17 protein-coding genes are annotated in these 22561 nt (G+C 56.7%); 12 read left to right on the top strand and 5 right to left on the bottom strand.

Annotated features, from left to right (window positions below; genetic code table 11):
• The first annotated feature begins 366 nt into the window (after window positions 1-366).
• From JJQ51_RS28510 to JJQ51_RS28485, 6 genes are all read left to right on the top strand, one after another.
• Window positions 367-933 carry a DUF982 domain-containing protein gene (locus JJQ51_RS28510; RefSeq protein WP_233788763.1) on the top strand — a complete coding sequence of 189 codons (567 nt, stop codon included), beginning with the start codon at window positions 367-369 and terminating at the stop codon, window positions 931-933.
• Window positions 934-1876: 943 nt separating this feature from the next.
• Window positions 1877-2569 (top strand): outer membrane protein, encoded by a 693-nt coding sequence (locus JJQ51_RS28505; protein ID WP_113351199.1) that lies wholly within the window; start codon window positions 1877-1879, stop codon window positions 2567-2569.
• 52 nt (window positions 2570-2621) lie between these two features.
• Window positions 2622-3812: a Hint domain-containing protein gene (locus tag JJQ51_RS28500; RefSeq protein WP_113351139.1), complete on the top strand. Its 1191-nt coding sequence runs from the start codon at window positions 2622-2624 to the stop codon at window positions 3810-3812.
• Between the two features lie 157 nt (window positions 3813-3969).
• Complete coding sequence (locus JJQ51_RS28495) at window positions 3970-6288, top strand: glycosyltransferase family 4 protein (RefSeq protein ID WP_113351140.1); 2319 nt, start codon at window positions 3970-3972, stop codon at window positions 6286-6288.
• A 28-nt stretch (window positions 6289-6316) separates the two neighbouring features.
• Window positions 6317-7243 carry a hypothetical protein gene (locus JJQ51_RS28490; RefSeq protein WP_269245572.1) on the top strand — a complete coding sequence of 309 codons (927 nt, stop codon included), beginning with the start codon at window positions 6317-6319 and terminating at the stop codon, window positions 7241-7243.
• Window positions 7240-8085, top strand: a complete 846-nt coding sequence (locus JJQ51_RS28485) for a tetratricopeptide repeat protein (RefSeq protein ID WP_113351142.1) — start codon at window positions 7240-7242, stop codon at window positions 8083-8085. The genes JJQ51_RS28490 and JJQ51_RS28485 overlap by 4 nt, the downstream gene beginning before the upstream one ends.
• Window positions 8086-8093: 8 nt before the next feature.
• On the opposite strand, the gene JJQ51_RS28480 is transcribed toward JJQ51_RS28485, so the two are convergent.
• Window positions 8094-9305 carry a capsule biosynthesis protein gene (locus JJQ51_RS28480; protein ID WP_186450318.1) on the bottom strand — a complete coding sequence of 404 codons (1212 nt, stop codon included), beginning with the start codon at window positions 9303-9305 and terminating at the stop codon, window positions 8094-8096.
• Window positions 9306-9469: 164 nt separating this feature from the next.
• Between JJQ51_RS28480 and JJQ51_RS28475 the strand changes: the two genes are divergently transcribed.
• Complete coding sequence (locus tag JJQ51_RS28475) at window positions 9470-10279, top strand: ABC transporter permease (RefSeq protein WP_113351144.1); 810 nt, start codon at window positions 9470-9472, stop codon at window positions 10277-10279.
• Window positions 10280-10307: 28 nt separating this feature from the next.
• Here JJQ51_RS28475 and JJQ51_RS28470 read toward each other — a convergent pair whose 3' ends face one another.
• The 4 genes from JJQ51_RS28470 to JJQ51_RS28455 form a co-directional block, all read right to left on the bottom strand.
• Window positions 10308-11426 carry a hypothetical protein gene (locus JJQ51_RS28470; protein WP_113351145.1) on the bottom strand — a complete coding sequence of 373 codons (1119 nt, stop codon included), beginning with the start codon at window positions 11424-11426 and terminating at the stop codon, window positions 10308-10310.
• Between the two features lie 62 nt (window positions 11427-11488).
• The gene (locus JJQ51_RS28465; RefSeq protein ID WP_233788764.1) at window positions 11489-12601 is read right to left on the bottom strand and encodes an FkbM family methyltransferase; all 1113 of its coding nucleotides are present in this window, start codon (window positions 12599-12601) and stop codon (window positions 11489-11491) included.
• A gap of 9 nt (window positions 12602-12610) precedes the next feature.
• Window positions 12611-13978: a glycosyltransferase family 4 protein gene (locus JJQ51_RS28460; protein WP_233788765.1), complete on the bottom strand. Its 1368-nt coding sequence runs from the start codon at window positions 13976-13978 to the stop codon at window positions 12611-12613.
• Entirely contained in the window at window positions 13975-16017 is a 2043-nt protein-coding gene (locus JJQ51_RS28455; RefSeq protein WP_233788766.1) for a capsular polysaccharide biosynthesis protein, read from the bottom strand. The genes JJQ51_RS28460 and JJQ51_RS28455 overlap by 4 nt, the downstream gene beginning before the upstream one ends.
• Before the next feature lie 720 nt (window positions 16018-16737).
• Between JJQ51_RS28455 and JJQ51_RS28450 the strand changes: the two genes are divergently transcribed.
• The 5 genes from JJQ51_RS28450 to JJQ51_RS28430 all read left to right on the top strand — a co-directional run bounded on the left by JJQ51_RS28450 (window position 16738) and on the right by JJQ51_RS28430 (window position 22553).
• Window positions 16738-17943, top strand: a complete 1206-nt coding sequence (locus JJQ51_RS28450; protein ID WP_113332677.1) for a capsule biosynthesis protein — start codon at window positions 16738-16740, stop codon at window positions 17941-17943.
• A gap of 62 nt (window positions 17944-18005) precedes the next feature.
• Entirely contained in the window at window positions 18006-18674 is a 669-nt protein-coding gene (locus JJQ51_RS28445; RefSeq protein WP_246661130.1) for an ABC transporter ATP-binding protein, read from the top strand.
• 734 nt (window positions 18675-19408) lie between these two features.
• The gene (locus tag JJQ51_RS28440; protein WP_229002144.1) at window positions 19409-20338 is read left to right on the top strand and encodes a helix-turn-helix transcriptional regulator; all 930 of its coding nucleotides are present in this window, start codon (window positions 19409-19411) and stop codon (window positions 20336-20338) included.
• Window positions 20339-20395: 57 nt separating this feature from the next.
• Window positions 20396-21568 (top strand): polysaccharide biosynthesis/export family protein, encoded by a 1173-nt coding sequence (locus JJQ51_RS28435; RefSeq protein WP_113351150.1) that lies wholly within the window; start codon window positions 20396-20398, stop codon window positions 21566-21568.
• Window positions 21569-21689: 121 nt separating this feature from the next.
• Complete coding sequence (locus JJQ51_RS28430) at window positions 21690-22553, top strand: FkbM family methyltransferase (protein ID WP_246661131.1); 864 nt, start codon at window positions 21690-21692, stop codon at window positions 22551-22553.
• The last annotated feature ends 8 nt before the right edge of the window (window positions 22554-22561 follow it).

Here is a 22561-nt window from a genome sequence, read left to right as displayed (position 1 = left end):
CGTCTTGTGACGGGCTTGCAATGCTTCCGGCACCGAAAGCTGCCGGAATGGCAATCGCAGGTGGATTAGGCGACATTTGAAGTTGCCTATGCAGCTATAGATGTAGGTGCGGCTGCTGCATCGAAGAGATGCAGCTTCGATCACAGGACCGTTCGTTGGCCTTTTAAGCGAAAATTTCCATATTTATACATTGAAAATAAGCCAATATCGCCTGGTTTTATGAGTATTTTCGCTTTCTGTTGTCGCGATACTGGTCAAATTCGTTTCAAAGTTTTAATCTATACGGGTCAATTGCGTTTTATTAGTAGTACTTTTGCCGATACAACATATCGCTGCTATGCAGTGGGATGGGTTTGACGGCGTTTATTGGGACAGATCGGCATGGGGCGGAATGATAAGAGTTTTGGCGCCGACCTCGATAACGGCGCACAGCTTGTTAATTCGGTCCCTGATGATGTTTTCACTCCTCGAACGAATGTAGATAGCCGCCTGGCCTCGCCGCCGGAGCCGCAGGCGGGAGAGGGGGGGCAGGACCGAACGCCGGCCGAAGAAGACAAGCTCGCAGCCCTGGATAGGATTGCTCGGGATATGACCTTGCTGGCCACACTGGTGACGAGGCGCCGGCATGCAAAATCCGAAAACGCCGCCGATCAAGATCAATCAACCTCATTCGACGCCTCGGATGAACCCGCAGGGCTGGCATTCGCGCCGCTCGGAATTGCAGCGCAGGATGGGGATGAGATTCACTCCATCAATTCGATCGCACAGGCCATCGAATATCTGATGACGAAATGGCCGATACGCTACGGCGATGCGTTTGAAGAAGCACTGCAGGCTTGCGTCGACGGCGTCAAAGGCAGGGTTTCACCCGAACAGGTTCGCTCTGCCTTCCTCAAGGCGGCTGGCGCCGCCCGCATGCGTGTAATTCCCTGAGGCGATTAAAGCCTGTCGGTTTGTTTGAATTGGCAGCCATGCGAACAAGCAGGCGTCTTGGCGCATGCCGGGATAAAAGCAACTGCCTGGCGAGTTGCGCTTATGGCAAGCGAGGAGGCCCGACCGCTGCTTGAAGCAAGGCAACCAGGCCTCCCGACCATCGCAAATTGGCGGTTGCGATAGTTCCAAAGATGTGGCTTGTCGCCGCTACATCGTCCATACGGAAAGCGGCGCGGGAGGTCTGATTGCGCCCGGCGTCGGAAAGTCGATTTCACAGTAAGCCAATGCCTAATGCCATCAGGCCGCATGTTTCGGAATGCTCCAGCGGCAACATGATCGCTCTGCCTGTCTTCCTGGGCGCCGTTGCGGAGATTGACACACCAAATCTATGCAGGCCGTGATTTGCCAGCATGCTCTTCATCATATGTCCGTTCATAGGGAGAGGAGTTGGGCGCAGTTGGGAGGCCTGACGTTCCTTCTAGGGGTCCGCCCCGTCAGGCCTCCCAGCGCAGCAGATGAATATCTGCGGTAGCGATAAAAACTCGCAGAACGGCGTCCTGCCTGTCTATATCGAAAGCGACACATCACACCCGATTGCGTCACTTGGAAGCCGCCGCGGCCGGCGGCCTTTACGAACGAAGCGAAATTTCCGCGCTTCGTTTCATACATTCCGCGTCCCCGGCAGACGCGAAGCCATCCATCTCATTCTGGTTGTAATGTTTTTGCCGCCGCGATTCCGGCATTTTGCGGTGCGTCAAAGTATAGAATCAATATGCTCTCAATACATATTGCGACAAAACTATACAAATAAAGATTGTATCTCGAAAATATTTATTAGTGACTACGTATTTACAGCTATAATCACGTCTATATTATGGCCCCAACGTGAACTTTCGCAAGTTACATGTTGAATCTCGTGAATTCCTTCGAGGAGAATTTTCGAATGCGCAAGTTTTTGGGGACTACGGTTTTCTTGTTGGCGACGGTTGCGGGAAGTACCGTCTATGCAGCAGATCTCGCCACTTCCACACCGCCTCAAGCTCCCGTCGAGGCGGCGCCGGTATTTTCGTGGACCGGTTTCTATGTCGGTGTGAATGCCGGCGGCGGTTTCGGTGGTAACGACGATGTCGGATTCCATTCCTTCGGAAGTTACCTTGGCAGATTTGGCAAGCTTGAAGGATCCGGTTTCCTCGGAGGTGGCCAGATCGGCTACAACTACCAGTTCGACCCCAACTGGGTAGTCGGCCTTGAAGCCGATTTTCAGGGTGCTGACATCAGCGATTCCTTCCGAAACGGCACCGCAAGTGCATCTTCCAAGATCGACTGGTACGGCACTGTTCGCCCCCGCATCGGTTACGCCTATGACAATACCTTGTTCTACGGCACCGGCGGTCTCGCCTATGGGCATGTCGACTACAAGGGTGCCTTGGCTGGCGTAAGCTTTGACGACGACAAGACCAAGGCCGGCTGGACCATCGGTGCCGGTGTCGAACACGCTTTCACCGACCATGTGACGGCAAAACTCGAATATCAGTATGTCGATTTTGGCAGCAGCAACGTGGGCGGGGATGCGCTCAACTCCAAAGCGAGCCTCGATTTCCATGCCGTCCGGGTGGGTCTGAACTACAAGTTCTGACGATAACTTTGCCTTGAAAACAACGTGTTAATCTAATGGAGAGGATAATAACATGGCTTTGATTGGCATCAACCTAATCAACAATGGCACTACTACGATCGACAGCAGCAATGCTGGCTCAGCAGGAGATACGATCCAGCTCAATCTGGTGTCCAATGGTACCGTGATTGTCGATGGCGTGGACGTCAATATCAGCAATCTTGTCGGTACTGGTGCGCTTTCGAGCACAACTATAGAAGCGATCAACGGCGCCAATGTTACGATCAATGCCAGCCTTGCAAATATCGGGGCTGGTTCAACCTATACATATGCGATCGGTGCCAATTCGAGTATCACGGTGGATGCGGGTCTTCTTACCGTCGGGCTTTTGAATGGTGTTACCGTGGATTTTGCCAATGCAAATGGTAGCGGGCTGTTCGCGTACAATCCGGGCGGCATCAACTTGAACCTCTCTACGCCGCCGAACGTCGTAAACGTTCAAGCCGGAGATAAGATCGAGGTTGTCGGTTCGAACGTTGTCTCCCAGTCTGGGAATACCATTACGTTCTTCGGCGGTCTGTTGAACGCCGTACCACTCGGTTCCTATACGATACCGGCCGGTGTCACCTACAGCTACGATGCCAACACCGACACGCTGACCTTCACGAGCTGCTTCTTGCGCGGTACGCTCATCCGGACGCCGGAAGGAGATATTCCGGTGGAGGATTTGCGGGTCGGCGATCTCGTGGTCACCCACAAGGGCGTCGCGGAAATCAAATGGGTCGGTCGCCGCCGGCTCGATCCGAAGGCTATCGACAAGCCGCGCGATACCCTTCCGATCCGTATCCGGATTGGGGCATTTGCCGAAAACATCCCGTCACGGGATCTCTATGTTTCTCCAGATCATTGCATGTTCCTGGAGGAGTCCCTGATCCCCGCCAAGTTCCTCGTCAACGGCACCACCGTTACCCAAGAGGCGACGCTGGCACCTTTCGAGTATTTCCATATCGAACTGGAGCAACACTCGATTATTCTTGCCGAAGGCGCTCCGACGGAAACCTATCTCGATCTCGGTGGCCGTCTGTCCTTCCTTGAGCCAGGTGTCCTGCGGTTCGGCGCGATGTCGGGAGCGGCGACGCGTAGCTGGAATGACTGGTGCTATCCTCCGGTCTATGCCGGTAAGGTGCTGGAGCAAGTCCGCGCAATCCTCGAACGGCGAGCCGAGGAACTGGGGTACATCATTCAGGACGCGCAGGCATCCTGATACACGAATGCGAAACGAATTGCGGGCGGTTAAGGTCGCCCGCAGGCAATTGGTGCGGAATGTTCGAGGTGTCGGTCCGATCCCACCTTTCATGTCACCGCAGAATTTTTGCCCCCAAATATCGTTCGTTCTTGTTTTCAGCGCCTGGGAGTACTGAATGCGCCATGACGATGCTGCCTCGCCTTATTCACTCGATGCAGGTCGCATCGATGAGCGATCACTGATCGAAAAGTTCGCCGGCAAGACAGTTTTCTTCGACGGGGTGTTCAAAGGCGATTACAGCCTGGCGATCGTCAATCGTCAGCTTGCGCAGGCCCTTATTGATTTGGGCATCAATCTCACTTGTCATACCGCCGAAGATGATTGGCAGAGCGATATCAATCTGGCGGCAGCACCGGATATCATCCGCCGGATGCGCGATGATTATCCGTTCAAAGAGACATTCGACATCCATCTTCGCAATACCTGGCCGCCGGTGACCCATAACATGGTCGGCCGGCAGAATGCCTATGTGGCTTTTGCTTGGGAAGAGCTCGAATTTCCGCAATATCTGGTCGACCGTTTCAACCGCGATCTCGACCTTGTGACTGTCATTTCAAACTTCGTCCATGAAAGTTTCGAGCGTTCCGGCGTCACGATACCGGTGGAAGTTACAGGAAATGGCTGTGATCATCTTTCGGCCATTGCGGACGATGTGCCACCTCCGCTGCCCGACGGCGGTCGCCGGCGCATTCTGCATGTATCTTCCTGCTTTCCGCGCAAGGGCGTCGATGTTCTGGTCGACGCATTCCTGAACAGTTTCCGCGCGGATGACCCGGTGGAGCTGGTCATCAAGACTTTTCCGAATCCGAACAATATCTTGGCATCTGTTCTGGCCGACCGGCGTGACAGGCTCGCCGAGGCCCCCCTCATCACCATCATCGAGCAACACTATAGTCCAAGCCAGCTTCACGCGCTGTATCGTTCGGCCGCAATGTTGGTGGCACCAAGCAGAGGTGAGGGCTTCGGCTTGCCGTTGGCGGAGGCCATGCTACTCGATGTTCCGGTCGTTACCACGAATTACAGCGGTCAGCTCGATTTCTGCCGTCCCGATACGGCGTGGCTCATCGACTGCCATATGTCGGCGTCGCAGGCTCATGTGGCAGGCTCTCATAGTCTGTGGGCGGAACCCTCCGTAGAACATCTGGGAATGCAGATGCGCGCCGTGCTCGATCGGCCCGATGAGGCTTGCAGCAGGACGGAGAGGGCGAAATCATTGCTGAAAGCGCATTTCAGCTGGAGATCGGTCGCTATCCGCACCTTGAGCGCTCTTACGAAATCCGCTCGGGCAGCGGCTCAGCCACGGCGCGAATGGACCATCGATCTTATCTCCTCCTGGCAACAGCAATGCGGCATCGCCACTTATTCGCAGCATCTCTATAATACGCCCGCATTCGAAGACAGGATCGATCATATTTTCGCCCGGCGTATCATGGACGATGCATTGCCCGAAGTGCCCGTTGACAGTACCGAGGCTGCGCCGCGCAGTTTGTCGCGGTTGTGGGGCTATGATCTTGCTTCGCTCAAACGTCTGGCAGGAAGGCTGGAGCAGGCACGCGGCGATGTCTTGTGGATGCAGCATCATCCGGGGCATTTCTCAACACCGGATATGGAATTGCTGGCTCAGCCGATCGCGGCCACAAGTCATCGACTACGCGTGCTGACCATGCACAGCGTGAAAGAGGCGCTACGCGGCGGAACACTCGGTTGGACCCGCGCGTTCGACATCGTCTTCCTGCATTCGGCAGAGGATGCCGCAGCTGTTTCTGCGGCTGGCCACCCGAACCCGATCGTCATGCCGCACGGCGTTCTCTTGGTGCCAGAAGATGCACCAGCACCCGACCCGTCACATTTCACTATTGGTTCCTTCGGGTTCCTGATGCCTCATAAGAATATTGATCGTCTGGTCTTGGCTTTTGCGGAGGCATTGAACTATGAGCCGAGACTTCGCCTCAAGCTGTTCAACTGTACCGTACCCAACGACGAATCGCGCGCGGCACGGGCCATGATCGAAAATCTGATCGCCTATCTTGGACTATCCGACAAGGTTTCCGCGCGCTTCGACTTCATTCCTGAAGGAGAACTGCGCCGTGAACTGATGACCTGCGATCTGCTTTCGTTCCTTTACGGCCATTCGACTGAAACGGCGACCGGGGCAGCGCGTATCGCAATGAGCGTTGACCGGCCGCTGCTTTGCTCTCGCTCGCCGGTTCTGCGCGATTTATGGCCATTCAGCCATGTCGTGAAGAGCACCGAGATAGAATGCATCGCCGAGGCTCTGCTCAGCCTTGCTCAAAATCCTGCGCTGCTCTCGATGCTGGATCGAGACCGCAGGCAGTCAGCCCATTGGTATTCCTATCCGCGCATCGCTGCGCGGCATGTCACAGCCATCGAGAAGATGTTGGGGGGCAATATTGACCATCGCCGAGTTGCATAGACAGCCTTTGAGCGTTCTGCCGAAAGACGTGTTCTCCCTACCCGCGGAATCCTTTGTCGATGCCTGGGCAAAAGCATTGGACCTGACAGAGATCGATCTACCAGCAGATGATCGCCTTTCGCTTGCGAACGCCATCCGCGGCGGCACCAATCGGCTGCGTATAGTTGACGCGCTGAAGGCTCGCCGTCCTATCCCGCAATCATTGAACAGCTTGTCCGGCCTGCATGCATTGCGTCGGGAACCAGACCAGTTCGCCATGCTGGAGAATTTCGTTCGCTTCGCAAGAGACGATGATGCCGCTTTCCTGCGCTATGCCTTTTCGCGGATTTGCGGCCGCGATCCGACATCAGCTGAGCGGTTGGGGATGGAGTTCGATCTCAGGCGCGGTGTCCTTACGCGAAACGCCGTCGTTAAGCGGATTGTCGCCATCGCGCGCCGGGATGGTCAAACCGCCTATTGGGATACGCTGTTGCCGGAGGACGATGATGGTGCGCGGGATGTACTCGATTCATCCAACGCGAACATCTCCCCGTCTGGATTGTTGGTCAATCCGGATGGTCAGGCAATGCTCGTCCTCGTGCGTGAGGTCGAAAACGTCGGCTGGATGATTGCTCCGGATCTCCTGTGCCAGCCGCTGCAGATCAATGACGGCACGTGGGCCGTGCATTCCGGCTGGCTGTTGACAGGTCCCAAGCGCAGCATGGCAGAAGGCGAATGGTTGCTGGATCTCGACATTATCCAGCCGCAAACGGCCAAACTCGATATCGAGATCGTCGCCAATTCGGGTCTCGATTTTATACAGGTCATGACGCTGGTTGGTTCGTTCACCGGAGCCGTGTGTGTGGCCATCAAGCGGGAGCATCGCTTCATCGAATTGCGCGTTCGCATTCACGAGCGCTCTCCAGAAGACCGCTGGCTGCGTCCCCGCAACATTTCCATGCGGCGGGTATCATGAGACGAGAGCTGAGATTTGCATCCACGCTCCTGCGGGTCGGCCAAGCAGAAAAAGCGGCAACCAGAGTCGATACACCGGTCAATGCTCTCGCCGAGGCGGATGCCGCGCGCGACCGGCGCGATTGGGCGGCGGCCGCCTTCTATTATCAACAGGCGCTGGAGCAAAATCCCGCGCGAATATCACTGTATGTGCAGCTGGGTCATGCTCACAAGGAGAATGGCGATTTCGATGCGGCGCTCGACGCATATCAGCGCTTCCTCACGGGAGAGCCAGACGACGTCGACATTCACCTGCAGCTCGGCCACCTCTACAATCGGATGGATGACTGGGAATCCGCGCTTCCATGGTACGAGCAAGCCCATGTGCTCGCCCCCGATAATGCTGATGTCGCCGCTCATCTGGAGTCGGCACGTCTCAGGCTTTCGCGCATAGACATAGAACGCAAACGCCAGAATGCGATGGAACTGCTTCAGTCGCGGTGTTGGCGTCAGGCGCGGGCGCAATTGCGCGATCTGGTCGAGACGGATGGCGAAATCGACCTGATTGCCGTCTACGCCAATGCGACGAAGGAAGCCGGCGATTTCGATGAGGCGCTGAAGCTCTACGATGTCTATCGCGAATATGCGCAAAATCTCGATGCAGCGTCAGTGATCGACGTCGAAATCCAGACTGCACACCTGTACAAGGCCATGCGGGATATCGAAGCGGCATTGCGGTATTACATCCGCGCACGCGATGCGGAGTTTGGCCTCTATGGCCATGTCACGCCGGATTCGGTCGCGAGCCGAGAAATCCGCGCCTGCATGGCGGAGATTTATACCTGCTTCTGGCATGCCGATTGATATCGGCATCAGCCGCTTTCGTGATCCCTGATGGCGGTGACCATGAGCCAGCCCAGCAGATAGCAAAGACTCAGGGACAGAAAAACGACCGTAACGTTCTTCAGCGCATAAGGCATCTCTGCCTCGTCAGGCATCTGCGGTGGAACAACGACCTCAAGATAGAGCTGTTGGCGGCGGGCATCGGCTCGGGCTGCTTCGAGCGCATCGAGCGCGGCAACGAGCGCCTTGTTGGAAAACTCCCTCATCAGGACGAGACTTTCGTAATCTGCAATTCTGGGCGCGACGGATTTGTCGGATCCGACCATTTTTGCTCGCTCATTCTCGATCTGCTGCTCCAGTGCCGCGACCTGGCTCGTCAGAAAGGGAATGGAGTTACTATCCGGCGCAGTCTTGCGCGTCTCTGCAAGGCGTGCCCGCGTATTGGCGAGAGCGGACGTCAGATTGCTGATGAGATCGATCATCGACATGGAGCTGGCATTCGGATCGACCATCAGCTCCTTGTTTCTGAAGTTTGTTATGTTTCTTTGGGCATCAATGACCCGCTGCTGCGCCTGCTGCACCTCGCCATCGGCAAAGCGAACCGCATCGCCACGGGCGCGATTGTTGAGCCTGTCAAGAAGATCGCCGCCAAGTGCCAGCAATGAGGCGTTCATATCCGCGGCATCCTGCGCGTGAAAGGCTGTCGTCCGTAGGACGGTGATGCCTGTGGTGTCGTTGTGAATGACAGACACCCGGCTCGAATAGTAATTAAAGAGCTGTTCCTCGCTGTTGTTTTCCCAGAAGCGGGGAAAACGCGTCAGCCAGTCCGCCTGCGGACTGCCAAAAATAGCACGTACGGGAAGCTTTTCGGCAAGTTCCTTCAGCGCCTGGCGGGAGCGGATATATTCCTGCACGGAAAAAGTATCGTCCTGCGAGCGCGTTATCCCGCTGTTCTGCAGCAGAGAACCGAAGACATTGGAGGATGGCGGCGCGGCCATGCGGACGACGAAAGAGGATTCGGACACATAGATTGGAGCGGCGATGAATGCGTAATAGGCGCTGACCGCCAGGGTAGGGGCAACAACCGCTAGCAGATAAACGCTTAGACGGCCGTAACGCTTGCGACGCTTTCGGGCTCTTGCAGGTCCGGCAATCGAAGTTGCAATCACGCGGTGGAAAGGCTGCCGGCGCTGATCTGCATCGACTTTCTTGTTTTGGGTCTCGGGGTTAATCAGAGCCATGACCATGCCCTTTCTGATGATCGGCTGTCGTTGCAGATCCGCGAGCGGACGTCACGGACGCTAATTGTCCGAGCCCGGCGCAATGAAGATTGAGCGGTTGCCCTTCGCCGGTATCGTTGACCGACCGTCCGATGGAGACGGGGTAGCGACCAGGAGGGCTTCGGATGCATCAGGTATCGGCAAACGCGCGCGGAGGGTCGCAGTTCATTGACGGGTTGAAGATTCAGGGGCGCGTCCTTGGTGCGCTGATCATGCGCGAAATGCTCATACGCTACGGGCGGGAAAACATCGGCTTCCTGTGGCTTGCGCTGGAACCGATGATCCTGACCACGGGTGTCATGATCATGTGGACGCTGCTCAATCATGAGGCGCACGGATTGACCGTCGCGGCTTTCGTTTTGAGCGGCTACATGCCGCTGACGCTCTGGCGCCACATAACCGGTCACGCAGTTTCTTGTCTGCGTCAAAATCTGCCCTTGATGTACCATCGCCAAATCCGCCTGGCTGACGCCATAATCGCCCGGACGCTTCTTGAGACTGCCGGCACGACTGCTGCGCTCATCGTCGTCTACACGGTTGCGCGTTTGGCAAACATCATTCCGCCGTTCCAGGATCTTGCTCTGCTTTTGACAGGCTGGCTGTTCATGGCCTGGTTTTCCTTCGGCATCGGCCTTGTCTTTGCGGCTGCTTCGGAGCGTTTCGAATTCGTCGAGAAATTCATTCCGCCGTTCCAATATTTGACGCTGCCGATCTCCGGCATGTTCTTCATGGTGGCCTGGCTTCCCAGCGGCGCCCAGAAGCTGGCGCTCTATGTCCCTCTCGTTCATTGCTTCGAGCTTTTTCGAGCTGGTGTCTTCGGCGATACAGTACAGGCGTTTTATGATGTCGGATTTCTTCTGAAATGCTGCCTGTTCACTACCGCCTTCGGCCTGTTTCTGATCAACGTGGCGCGTAGACACATCAAGTACGAATGATGCAGCGATTGCGCCGCAATTCATGATGCTACTGCTGGGGAGCATAATAGGGCACCTGGGTCTGGAATTCCAAGGAACGCAGCAACGTTTCACGCAACTCCCTGCGGTTGTGCAAAGCATAGTGATTAAAAAAAGTTTCCGCTGATTCCGGTTCCCGCCCAAGAATCCAGCGAAACGCGGCAACGACATCGTGGGAATCGATCGGATCGCCGAAATGACTGTGGGCCGGACTGCTAATTTTTGCGAAAAGATAGGGTAATGCTCCATGCAGAATATCGAGGCTGAACCTATGAAGGTTTGGGTTCGACACGGTTGTCCGCGTGAAAGCGTCCATAAGGCCAGAATAATTGGTGAGGATCGAAATAAGGTCCCTGGACCGCGGCAGGCCTTCAAAGCCGCCGGCGTCGTGAAAGCGCTCTGCCATCTCTTTCCATACCTCGACCGAATAGTGCATCGGTGCAGGTCCATAAAGAGCGGTGTCATCGGAATAGAGATTAATAGGAGGCGTCAGTACACGGCTGTTTTCAATTTGATCCAGGCAGAAGTCGACAAGCATGCGCGACATCGGATAGCGCATCTGCCAGCGACAGAAGTCGATCATATAAGTGTTGCTATCAAGAAGTGTGCCACGATAATCGGCAGTGGGCGGAACATCCAGTAAAATCAGCTTCGTATTGGGAAGTTCCTGGTTCAGGAAAATGCAGAATTCTTGCATTCCTTCGATTACGGAAACCCAAAATTCGCGGCAGCCAAAAGGGATAATCTTGAAGATACTGAAGGCTTCCCGCTGCAGGTCTGGTCCCGCCTCCAGAAGTTCGTAAGGTACCGTCAGCAGGGTGTCCCTATAGCGCATGAGCGGAGCGCGCGTGATGCGGCAGAAATCGACTACAAGGATTTTCGGACAGGCTCGCTTCAGCCGCTCCCGGAAGCCTTTGCATGCTTCGAAATTCAGCTTCTTCTTGATCGGCTCGGGCCATGCTTCTATGGCTCTGATGCTGGCTTTCCGCTCGTTCATGAAGCTGGCAATGTTGATACCGTAGCAGAAAAACGAAATCTTGCGGCCCGCAAACGCGTAACGGACGAACTCTTCGCTCGGGCAAGAGCCGTAGTAGGCGATCTCCGCTATGTCATTTATGCGCTTGCTCAATCACGAACTCCGTATATCATGCCCACCGGCGACGGAGCCGCACAGCGAGGCGCTGGTGTGAACTAGAGAGCCGGCTCCCGTTGACGCCGTTTCTTTTCCTTCATTAAGCCCAGCGTCAGTCCAAGCCTCTGAAGGTTTTCGCTGACGTTGTCGGCGCGCTCTTCATGAACGGCAAGAATATTGCCCACCGTCCCGACCTGATAATTCACGTCTAGTTCCTCGGCTGACGTCATGTGGGTCAGTTTGTTTTGGGCGCTATTCCAAATGCGATAACCACATTGCGTGAGTTGTTGATGGATTTCTCCGGGCGTAGTTTTCGACAGAACGGCGAGCATGTCCCGGTTTATTTCCATCAAGAGCGACGGCTTGTGCGATGCGAGCGTTTTCAGCGCTCCCGTGAGAAACAGCCCTTCAGCACCCTCGATATCGATTTTCATGACATCGGGACGCAAACTACCGATGATATGATCGAGAGTCTCGACTTTAGTCACACGGCCGACCATGGCGCCGGCCGAATTCGTCACCAGCCGCGTCGCTCCGGCGTTGACAGTATCCTCGGCATCATTGAGCTGTAGTTCCCCTGCCACATCAGCTAGCGCAAGCTGGCGAACGCTAACGCGATCTTCAAAGCCGTTTTCCAGGATTGAACGGTTGAATAGATCCCACAGTTTCGGAAGCGGTTCGAAGGCAAGGACCGTTCCCTTGAAGGACGGTTGCGCTGCGACGGAGAGCGAGTAGTATCCAACATTGCCGCCGACATCGACAAACTGACCGGTCTCTGGCAAAATGGCCTTGACCAGATCAATATCGAATTTTTCGTATTCGCCGCTCATTATGCCGAAGGATATATGATATTGGCGTAGGTCAAGATACAGTTTGAAGTTGTACTTGGTTTCGAAAAGAACGATAAGCGATTTCGGCACGAAATTGTTGAAAAGCAGTTCGCTATGGCGATGATGGAATTCGTGAGAGCTGAGAAAACGCCGACGATGCTCTTCAAGAGAAATGTCGGTCAGCTGCAATAGATTCTGTCCGATAACGTTACGTTCGTCCTCGTTCATTCCGCGACCGAGGATGAATTTGTAGCAGTTCTCAATGTCGTAAAAGCTTGTCACTTCGCTGCTCCCAGATATTGGATCAACCGTCTTTATCTCTTTGCTGTCTTTCGCCAGCACCGCCGCCTCTCACTGCAAAATCGCCGAGGTAGGGTATCTCTCGATACGCCGCGAAGCGCGTTGAGCAGCATGGCGTCGTGGCGAAAAATCGGCCTCGATCAGCGCCTCCAAATCATCGAAATGCGTATCCCACCCGCTTGATGACCCGGGCTTCATTCGGCGTTGCGGAGAGGCGGCAATCATGTCCAGCGCGGCTCTCCAGCTCAGCCCGTCTAGGGGGTCCAGAAAGATGGCGGGCTGCCCGGCGGCAGCTTCACGATGAGCACTGATGTTGGAGGCAATGACCGGCGTGCCGAGCGCGATAGCCTCGGCGACAGGCATGCCATACCCCTCCGTGAAGGAAGGCGCGAGAAGGGCGGCCGCGCCCGCGACCAGCCGCGCCAAGGCGGCATCCTCCAGCCCCGGCACTTCGATGACGAGGCCGGGCAGGGCAGGGCATCGCTCCAGCATTGCCAGGATGTGGCTGTTTTCCCATCCCCTCTTGCCGACGATGACCAGCCGTGGCGCCTTCGGCCCGTCACGCTCGGCCAGATATTGCCACAGGTGCAGCAACAGCATGTGGTTCTTGCGCGGTTCGATCGTTCCGAGCGTCACGAAATATGGCTGCTGTGGGCGTGGCATGTCCGATGACGGCGACAGGAAGCATTGTTCGACACCGGGAGGCAGCACGGCGATAGAGGGCAGCTTTCGATTGCTTTCCTGGGCAAAGGTGCGCAAGGCGCGTGCCGTTACCTGGGAGTTGCAAAGCACCAGCGACGCATGTCTCAGCACCGTCTCCATCCTGCGGCGATGCCGCTCCGGCTCCTCGGGTCTAACGAATTCCGGATGCGATAGCGGAATGAGATCATGGACGTAGAAGACGCCGTTTCTGCCGGCTTCTCGAAGCCAGGAGAAAGCCGATGTCCGCTCCAGCCGGCTGTGTGATACGTGGACGAAAGACGCCCTGTCCGGCAACGCCAGGCCATGAGCGAAATGATTGGCGACGGCATGCGCAATCTTGCGCAGCTTTTGCGTATGAGCCTCGCCTGCTTTTACTTCCGACGCCGACTGCCACCTGATCTTGCCATCGATGGCGGCGAAAATCCGTTCGAGAAGGGCGGACTGTGCGGGCGATATCTCCGTTGCTGCCCAGCGGCTGTTGAGCATGGAGACCAACTTGTCCGCCCGCTCGGACGGAATGGTGACGGCGCTGTTATGACCGGTTTCGACAAACCACGACGGTGGCGGAAACGCACCGAGATCGGTCAAGGCAGTCCGTTTACGGCGCTCGTTCAACCAATTCGCATAATGAAGCTCATAGCGATCGATGCCGGTGGGCGTCGGGCAATGCGACCGTTCCATCAATCGCGAGATGTCCATAACGACCGGCTTCATCATTTTTTTCTCGCCTCGAGCATGTGGATGACCTGTGCCAGCCAGCGCCGCCGCGACGGATTGGGAGCGATGCCCTGGCGGGAGCGATAGAGTTCGGCGACCACGTCTTCCGCCTCGCACGGAAGATTGGTGATGTTCGACCAATATCGCGGATAGAGAATGAGTGTGCCGGCGACGAGGGCGTCGAGCGTTAAAGCGCGCTTTCGCCGCAACGAAACGACCGAATCCCGTGTGAGGCCCCAGCCGGCGTAGAAGGGGAGACCGTGACACCATACCGGCTTTTCTCGCAGCAGGGCCTCGAACCCGATCTGCGATGTTGCGACGTGAACCTCGTCGACAACGCCGAGGAGATTGTCCAGATCGACATTCCCGATGACGAGATCGGCAGCTTCCGCCTCCGCCGGTGGCCATGGAGACGGATGTCGGCCAGCTGCCTTCGCCAGAAGATCGGGGTGTTGCTTGTAGATGATGAATGCCGCAGGTCTTGCGCGCCGGACGGCTTTGAGCAGTTCGATATCGGATGGATGACTTGCCATGCCGAACCGCAGCGAAGCATCGTTCGGCACCTGCCCGGCCACCAGAACGATATCGCGGCCTTCGGCCAGAGCACGATAATCCGGCGCCGGCTGCGGCGGCAGATTGTATTTGGTGATGCCCATCGAGACGATGGCCTGCCGCAAGCGCTTTGCGCGCGCAAGAAGCGCATCGTCGAAATTCGCCCCGTTCAGGATCGTCTCCAGCCGGCTTGGAGCTGAGGCATCGAAATAGATGCCTTGGTCGTCGAAGCAGAGCGAAGATGGGGGCACCAGCGAGCTGCCGAGGCCGGAGGAGCGAATGAAGCCATCTTCAACCCGAATGATCGGCAATCTCTTGCCCTGCTTCCACAAAATGGATTCATCGGGAGGAGTGGCGTTCCCCCAAAGGACGATGGTGTCCGCACTCTGAATCTCCGAGGCGCTCGGATTGGTGGCGAATTGCACCTGCGACCGGGGGCTGCTTAGATAGCTGCGCATGACCGCGCGTTTGTGAAGCGAAAAATTGACGCAAAGGTAACGGCCGGAGAGCGATCGGGCGCGCGTGCGCCATTCCAGCAGCCGTTCGACTGCTTGCTCTGCCGTGATCGGGCTGCGCGAGACGGGATCGACATAACGGGAATATTGAAAGAAAGCAGCAGCAGCAAACTCGTCTATGCTGACATGGCGTGCACGACGCGAGCGCGCCGTCGTTGCGACCGTGCCTACGGCGCGGTCCGCAGTCAGTCCCCAGCCGGCATAGGCGGGCATGCCGAAGGTAACGACAGGTATTTCCCGCAGAAGCGCTTCCAGCCCGAGTTGGCTTGATACGGTCCAGACCTCATCCACCATATCCAGCAGGGAATGCGTCGAGACAGGGCGGTCCACAAGCTGCACGCCTGCCGTTCGGGCGAGGGGTTGAAGAAAACCCCGAGCCTGGCCTGCGATGACGTCGGGATGGCATTTGACGATGATATCGGCATTTTCCACGGCAAGAGCCGCCGTCCACATTCTTGCGAAAGTCGCGGCATCGGCACCGGCGCTTTCCACAGCGTGATTTCCCATCACCTCGTCTACAAGCAGGATCCGTCTGCGACGGCTCCGGCGAAGCGAAATGCTCTCGTCCCGCAGCTGATTGTCTTGGGATAACCGTTCGCGAATGATCCATCGCCGCAGGTCGCGGGCGCGCTGAATATCCGTGTCGGATGGCGCATTTTGAAGCAGCGCCTCCAATCGGGAGGGCTGGCGGGCAGAAGAATGAATACCGAGATCGTCGGCGACGATGGAGACCGGCGATGTGGCGTCCTGACCGGTCGATTGCAGGAAGCCGCCCGCCACCGTCCAGAAGGGCAGACCTTGCACCTGCGCATAGAGGCGCGCCAGGCGGGCAAGCGGTCCGTCTCCCCAACTGACGACACCATCGGCGGCACCCATCGTCAATTCGATCGGCTTGAGCGAGGCGGAGAAGGCGGGGCCGATGAGAGGAAACCGTTGACGTGTCGGAAGGAAAGCGAGCAGTCGAGCGTTCATGGGGGGCAACCAGGACGGCTGCTCGTCTGCCTTTGTCGAGGACCGCGCCTCCTGGGGAAAGATCGTCGAATCTATGTGCATATAAGTCCCCCCAAAAGATGTTCGCTAAAAGCGACGGCTCGCGCCTGAACGAAACAGCCTGCGATGTCTGCTCACGGCTGGTTGCATGAGCGGAACCGCTTTGGGGGACATGAAACGCAACGGTAACTGGAGGACATCTTCCGGTATCGAAAATGGGAGGTTGCGCCGCCTACCCAGGAGAAATTTCAAGAGGCTTCGGCAAAACCGGCCGATGAACAGGTCTGGACGGCCATCCCAGGCAAGGTTACTGCCGATATGCTGCAAGATGCCTCCGAACTTTCCCATTCCGAATTCCTTGAACCAGCAATGAGGGTAAAACGGCTGATCGAATGGCAGTTATTGCCGCCACAATTCGGCCTCGCCATACGGATCGCGTCGCCAAAGTATTAATTGCGACAGAAGCCAAATTATTCTTGTTTCCGTATGTAAAAATTTCGAAAACGCGGAAATATATTTGACTTTCAAAGGATATATGGGAATCTCTTGCTAAATAAATTGCCATCGACATCGTCGTGCCCGTTGGTTGGGATGATGAGCCAAAACGATGGAAACCGGCTGACTGCGGTTGCTCAATCGGAGCTCCGGAAGGGCAGCGGCGGAGTGGTCCTCACCATTCCAAGAGAGATTTGATGGTCCCAAATGAGCCGTATCGAGAATAACAAGGAATTCACTGATTTCGTTAGGCTGGTGAATGCACGCTCATCCGGCGCCGTCATAGGTCAACCGGTTTCCTGGCCGCGTTCTGTCGCGCAATGGGCTCGATCACAATTGCTGTTATTGCTGATCGTCGTCGTTCCCGGCTTGCTCGGGGCGATTTATTACGGTTTCATCTGCTCCGATCAGTATGTTTCCGAAACTCAGTTCGTCGTGCGCAGCCCGAACAGGAACGCCGCTGGCCTGCTTAGCGGGTTCCTGCAGAGCACCGGATTCGTTCGCGCGCAGGATGACAGCTACATCGTCACCGAGTTCATCAAGTCGCGCGCCGCTGTCGACGCCTTGGTAAAGAGGGACGGTCTAATGGAAATCCTCTCTCGCCCCGAGGGAGATCTCCTCAGCCGCTACCCGCTGCCTTGGGCGGAAGCCAATAATGAGGAGTTGTATCGGCATTATCTTCGTTTCATCAATGTACACACCGACAGCGGCAGCGGCGTGACGACACTGGATGCACGCGCATTTCGTGCCGAAGACGCCTATCGCCTGGCCAATGCCCTGGTTCAGCACGCGGAAGAACTCATCAACCGTCTTAATGATCGGGCGCGCGAAGATGCCATCCGTTACGCGCAGATCGAGGTGAACGACAGCCAGACAAGACTGTCCAACATGCAAAAAAGCCTGACGGAATTCCGCAATCGCGAAGCGCTTGTCGACCCAAGCAAGCAATCGTCTGCCGCCTTGGACATGATTGCCCGTCTTTCGGATGATCTGGCCGACAGCAAGGCGCGTCTTTCTGCGCTGCAAGAACAGGCGCCGCAAAGTCCGCAAGGGGAGGCGCTGAGCGCGCGCGTGGCGGCGATGGAACGGCAGATCAGCGATGAACGGGCACGTATCGTCGGGAGTGACGGCTCGATGGCACCTCGCATCGCGCAATATGAGCAGCTGCTGCTGGAGAGGGAAATGGCAGCGAAGATGCTAACATCGGCGACCGTTTCCCTGGAAAATGCCAGGATCGATGCGCAGCGGCAACAATTGTATCTGGAGCGAATCGCCGATCCGAATTTGCCCGATCATGCGCTCTACCCGAAGCGCCTCGGTTCGTTTCTGATGCTGCTTGCGGTTTGTTTTGCGACCTTCTGGATCGTGCGATTCTTCATGATCCAGGTACACGAGCACGCGGCTCAGCAATGACCGGTCTCCCTTCCAGTCTCACGCAGATCACGTCCCCGGGGACGCCGGCGCCGAAGAGCGAAATGCCCTGGCACGAAGATGGCATTGTCGGCGTGTTCGACCTCGTCAAGGAATATGAGGTGCATGGCCGGATGCGCCGCGTGGTCGATGGCGTGACATTCAAGATTGGCCGCGGTGAAAAGATTGCCGTCCTCGGACACAATGGGGCCGGCAAGTCAACGCTCGTACGCATGATCGCTGGGATAGAGGAGCCGACGTCGGGCAAGGTCGTGCGCAACATGTCGATGTCGTGGCCCATTGCCTTGAGCGGTGGCTTCGGCGGTTCGATGACTGGCTACGACTGCATGCGCTTCCTGTCGCGCATCTATGACAAGCCGTTCGATGAAATTCGCGATGTGGTAGAGGATTTCAGTGAGCTTGGCCGCTATCTGCGCATGCCTCTCAGGACCTATTCCTCAGGCATGCGAGCGCGGCTCGCCTTCGGCATGTCGCTTGCCATCGATTTCGATTGCTATCTCATCGACGAGGTATTGGCGGTTGGCGATAAACGCTTCCAACTCCGCTGTTTTGAGGAGCTTTTCGTTAAACGCAAGGATCGCTCGATGATCATTGTGGGACATAATCTCAATGTGATCGGCGAGCTGTGCAAGTCGGCGCTCGTGTTGAAGAATGGCCGCGGCCGCGTTTTCGACGACATCGAAGCGGCATTTCGCATTTACTCCACTTTGTAAGCCGGCCGATGGTTGGTTGTGTGGATCGGCAACAGTAGTGCACGCCATGTTTGCAAATTGACACAATATCGAGCGGCGGAATGCACCGCGTTTAAGCGCTTGCCGGGGCCTGGTCGTATATAGATAGCGGCATTCCGGGCGCTGACGCAGGCTCCCAGCTAAACCTCATCATGTATTAGAATAATTGAAATGAATGTAGCGGGCAGATTGTTTTAGCTGCAAGCCAGCGTGTCCGCTTGGCTACTCCATTTTACCGGCCGACCTTGTGCACGCAACAAACCTCCGACAATTCGATCGAGGTAAATTAGTAACTACTTCTGCAACCTGTGCCCGTAGACATGTCGAATATATTTGCCGAGAGCGATTATTTTGTCCGATATCGTCGCTCGGGATTTTCAACCTGTGGCCGCGCTACGAAGAGGTAGGAATCTGTATAACATCGTCACTATCTGTACTGTCGCGCTAAAATTCATCGTGCTAATTTAATTATAAGTAATGCAACTTGCGATGAATGGTCTTGCTTCTCGAAGTGGGCGCGAGAGCAAAGGAATGGAGTCGTCAAAACGAACGCTAGAAAAAAGTAGCCTAGATAGAAATCACGTGTTAGCGATGGCTAATATGCAACCTGAGATTTTGAGTAGGATTAGCGGATGGCGATGTTGGAAAGAGTTGTCGAGCAATGCGTTGGCACTTTCGAGGTGTATTCCCGGGATGCAATCATTCGCAACCTTGACATGCTTGAACCAAACTGGAAATGGGCGGTTCCTTCGGAAACCTCAGGCGATTATTCCTTCAAATTCAGCAAGCAACCGCTTCAGTCGGCCTCGATCATAAGCGCCGAGCATTCGGCCGGCCTCGAGGGAACCGCGAAGCAGGACTTGCCGCGCGTCAGCATCGTATTTGTTCTCGCGGGGGAAATAGAGATCAATCACCGGCGGATGCGCAAGTCCTTGCGCATTCCTGCCAATTATGTCGCCAGCATCAGCGATCGGGCGGGCAAGCGGCTGGAGATTAAGCCGCGCAGCTCCTGGCTGCTGTTTCAGATCCCGGAATCCGTAATCCGCCAGCATTTCGAGGAGCTGACCGGCAAGCCCTATGTGCAGGAATTTGCGCTGGCACCGGTGAGCTTCCGTCAAGGCGGCGCGCAAGGGCTCTATCAAACGCTGCGCCAGGCCGAGAAGGATTTGACGACCGCTCGCCAGACCGAACGGATGATGCTCGCCAAGGCTTACAGCGAACTCCTGCTGGTCAAGCTGTTTGCCAAGCTGCCGCACAATCTGTCCGATGCCTTCAATCGCGGCACGCTTGAAAACGCGCCACGGCAGCTCCTGAGGGCGGAGGCGTTCATGCGCGACAATCTGCACAACGCCATCATGCTGGAGGATCTCGCGAACGCCGCGAGCTGCAGCCCGCGAGCGCTGCAACGCATGTTCAAGACCTACCGTGGCGATACGCCCATGGGAATCCTCTGCAACTACCGGCTGGCTGCGGCGCATGGCGCCATCAAGGGTGGTCAGGCCGAAAGCATCACCGATCTCGCCATGAGCCTGCAATTCTCCAATCCCGGGCGATTCTCCGTGCTCTACAAGCACGCTTATGGCTCCAGTCCTTCGTCGATCCTTCGTTTTACCCGGGAGCGCAGCGACGATGCCGGAACGGCCTAGCCTGCCTCGCGCGAGAATACCTCGCCAAAACTGCCTCCATGCCATTCAGGATCGTCGATGCCGTTGAAGTTCGGATTATTGTGCGTTCTCGCCTGCGTTCTTACGGGCTGTGGACTACCGGAGGCCGGCCCCAAGGCCTCCCGCATATTGGAGGAAGCGGCCGCGCGCGCTATGCCACCATTCGCGGTTGTTGATGTGACGTCGACGGCGATGGTCAAGAGCGTCGCTCGACCGGTAGCCAGCTTCGCGGCATATTTCGGTGAGGGCGCACGCGATCCCGGCCTCAGGATCGCGGTTGGTGATGTCGTTTCCGTCAGCCTTTGGGAAGCGCCTCCGGGGAGCTTGTTCGGGATGGCTTCGAGCGCTTCGGGGCAGCAACAGGCGACGGGTAGTTCAGTGACGATCCCGCCGCAAACCATCAACAGCGATGGCACAATCAGTATTCCCTATGTGGGCCGGATCACGGCTGCTGGCCGCACTCCGGCTTCGGTCGAAAAGGCGGTGGTTTCCGGCCTGATGGGCAAGGCGGTGCAGCCACAGGCGTTGGTGACCGTCCAGCAAAGCTCGTCGAACACAGTCACGGTTACAGGCGAGGTGGCCGGCGGTGCGCGCGTCGCGCTTTCGCCCGCCGGCAGCCGAGTACTCGATGCTATTGCCGCCGCGGGAGGACTGCGCGCCGGCGTCAACGACAGCGTCGTCTACCTGACGCGTGGCGGGCGAACAATGCATCTGCCTTTTACCGCGATTGTTCAAAATCCGCGCGAAAACGTGAGATTGCGGCCCGAAGACGTCGTCACTGTCGTGCGCGAGCCGACTACTTACACGATTCTTGGCGCATCAGGTCAGAATGGCGAAGTCCCCTTCAGCGTTCAGCATTTGACCATGGCGAATGCCGTTGCGCGTGCGGGAGGCTTGCAGGATACCCGCGCCGACGCGTCAGGCGTCTTCCTCTTCCGCTACGAGGCGCTTGAGGTTGCCCGCCGCATCGTTGCACCGAGCAATCCGTTGCTGCGCCGTGGTGGACCTGTCCCGATCGTATATCGGTTCAACCTAAAAAACGGCTCGACGCTGCTTGCGATGCAGAACTTCGAGGTTCAGCCGCGAGATATAATTTATATCTCCAATGCCTCGTCGATCGATATCCAGAAGTTCATGGGCCTCTTCCAGGGGGTTACCGGAACGGCTCTATCGGCAGCATCGGTCGGGATATCCGCGTCGGCAGCAAACTGAAGACGACTGAGCAGGGCGGGGACAGGCCGGAGGCGGTTAAGCTCGCTGGATTCGAGGGAGTTTCCTGATGTTGCCCGGCCTGCGGAATGCGTTACGGGCATGCAGGAACGAGAGAGGTACAATGAGTTCTTCGGCACTGCTACATCTTCATGAATTGATGGCGTTCGATCGCCATCAGGCCGAAACGGCCATCTTGCAGCGCGTGAACAGCGCCTACCTCGGAAACCACACGGCTTTGGTGCGCGTGCTTGGCCGCTACAAGCTTTATGTAGACACCCGAGACAGAGGTTTCGGATCCCATGTTCTTCTGGACGGTTTTTGGGAGATCTGGCTGACATTGTTCTGCGCGCGCAACGTCAAGCGCGGTATGACAGCGATCGATGTCGGTGCGAATTTTGGCTACTACTCCCTTCTGCTTGCCGAGCTCGTCGGCACAAGGGGCGAATTGATCGCCGTCGAGCCCAATCCCCATGCCGCCGATTTCCTGCGTCGCAGCGTCGAGCTCAACGGGCTGCTCGGACGGACGCGGATCGAAACATCAGCGCTTGGTGCAACGATATCGGATGAAGCCTCCTTATATGTACCCCATAACGAGCCGAAGAATGCGCTGATCGTTTCGGAGTTGTTTCAACCTCGCGCACAGGACGGTGTCGTCATCAAGGTCCCCTTGACGACCCTCGACGAGATGAGCGCCTCCTGCTCGCGTGTCGACTTCATCAAGATCGACGCGGAGGGGGCGGAGGAGGTCATACTCGAAGGAATGGCCGAGACCATTGCCCGCCATAAGCCGATGCTCGTGGTCGAATTCAATCCTGCCCGCTATGCCGACGCATCCGGTTTTCTCGAACGGCTAGCCGGCATCTACGGAGCAATGCGGCGCCTCGATTTCAGCGGCGAGGCGGTTCCCATCACCAGCGAAGACCTGCTTTCGAAATACGGGGCCGACGATTCGCTGCTCGTCCTGTCGCGTGACAAGCCGGCTTGAGAGTGACG

This window comes from Rhizobium sp. AG207R (genome assembly GCF_027109195.1).
Lineage (GTDB): Bacteria > Pseudomonadota > Alphaproteobacteria > Rhizobiales > Rhizobiaceae > Rhizobium > Rhizobium dioscoreae.
The sequence above is the reverse complement of the archived record's forward strand: the minus strand, read 5'-3'. Positions and strand labels throughout refer to the sequence as shown.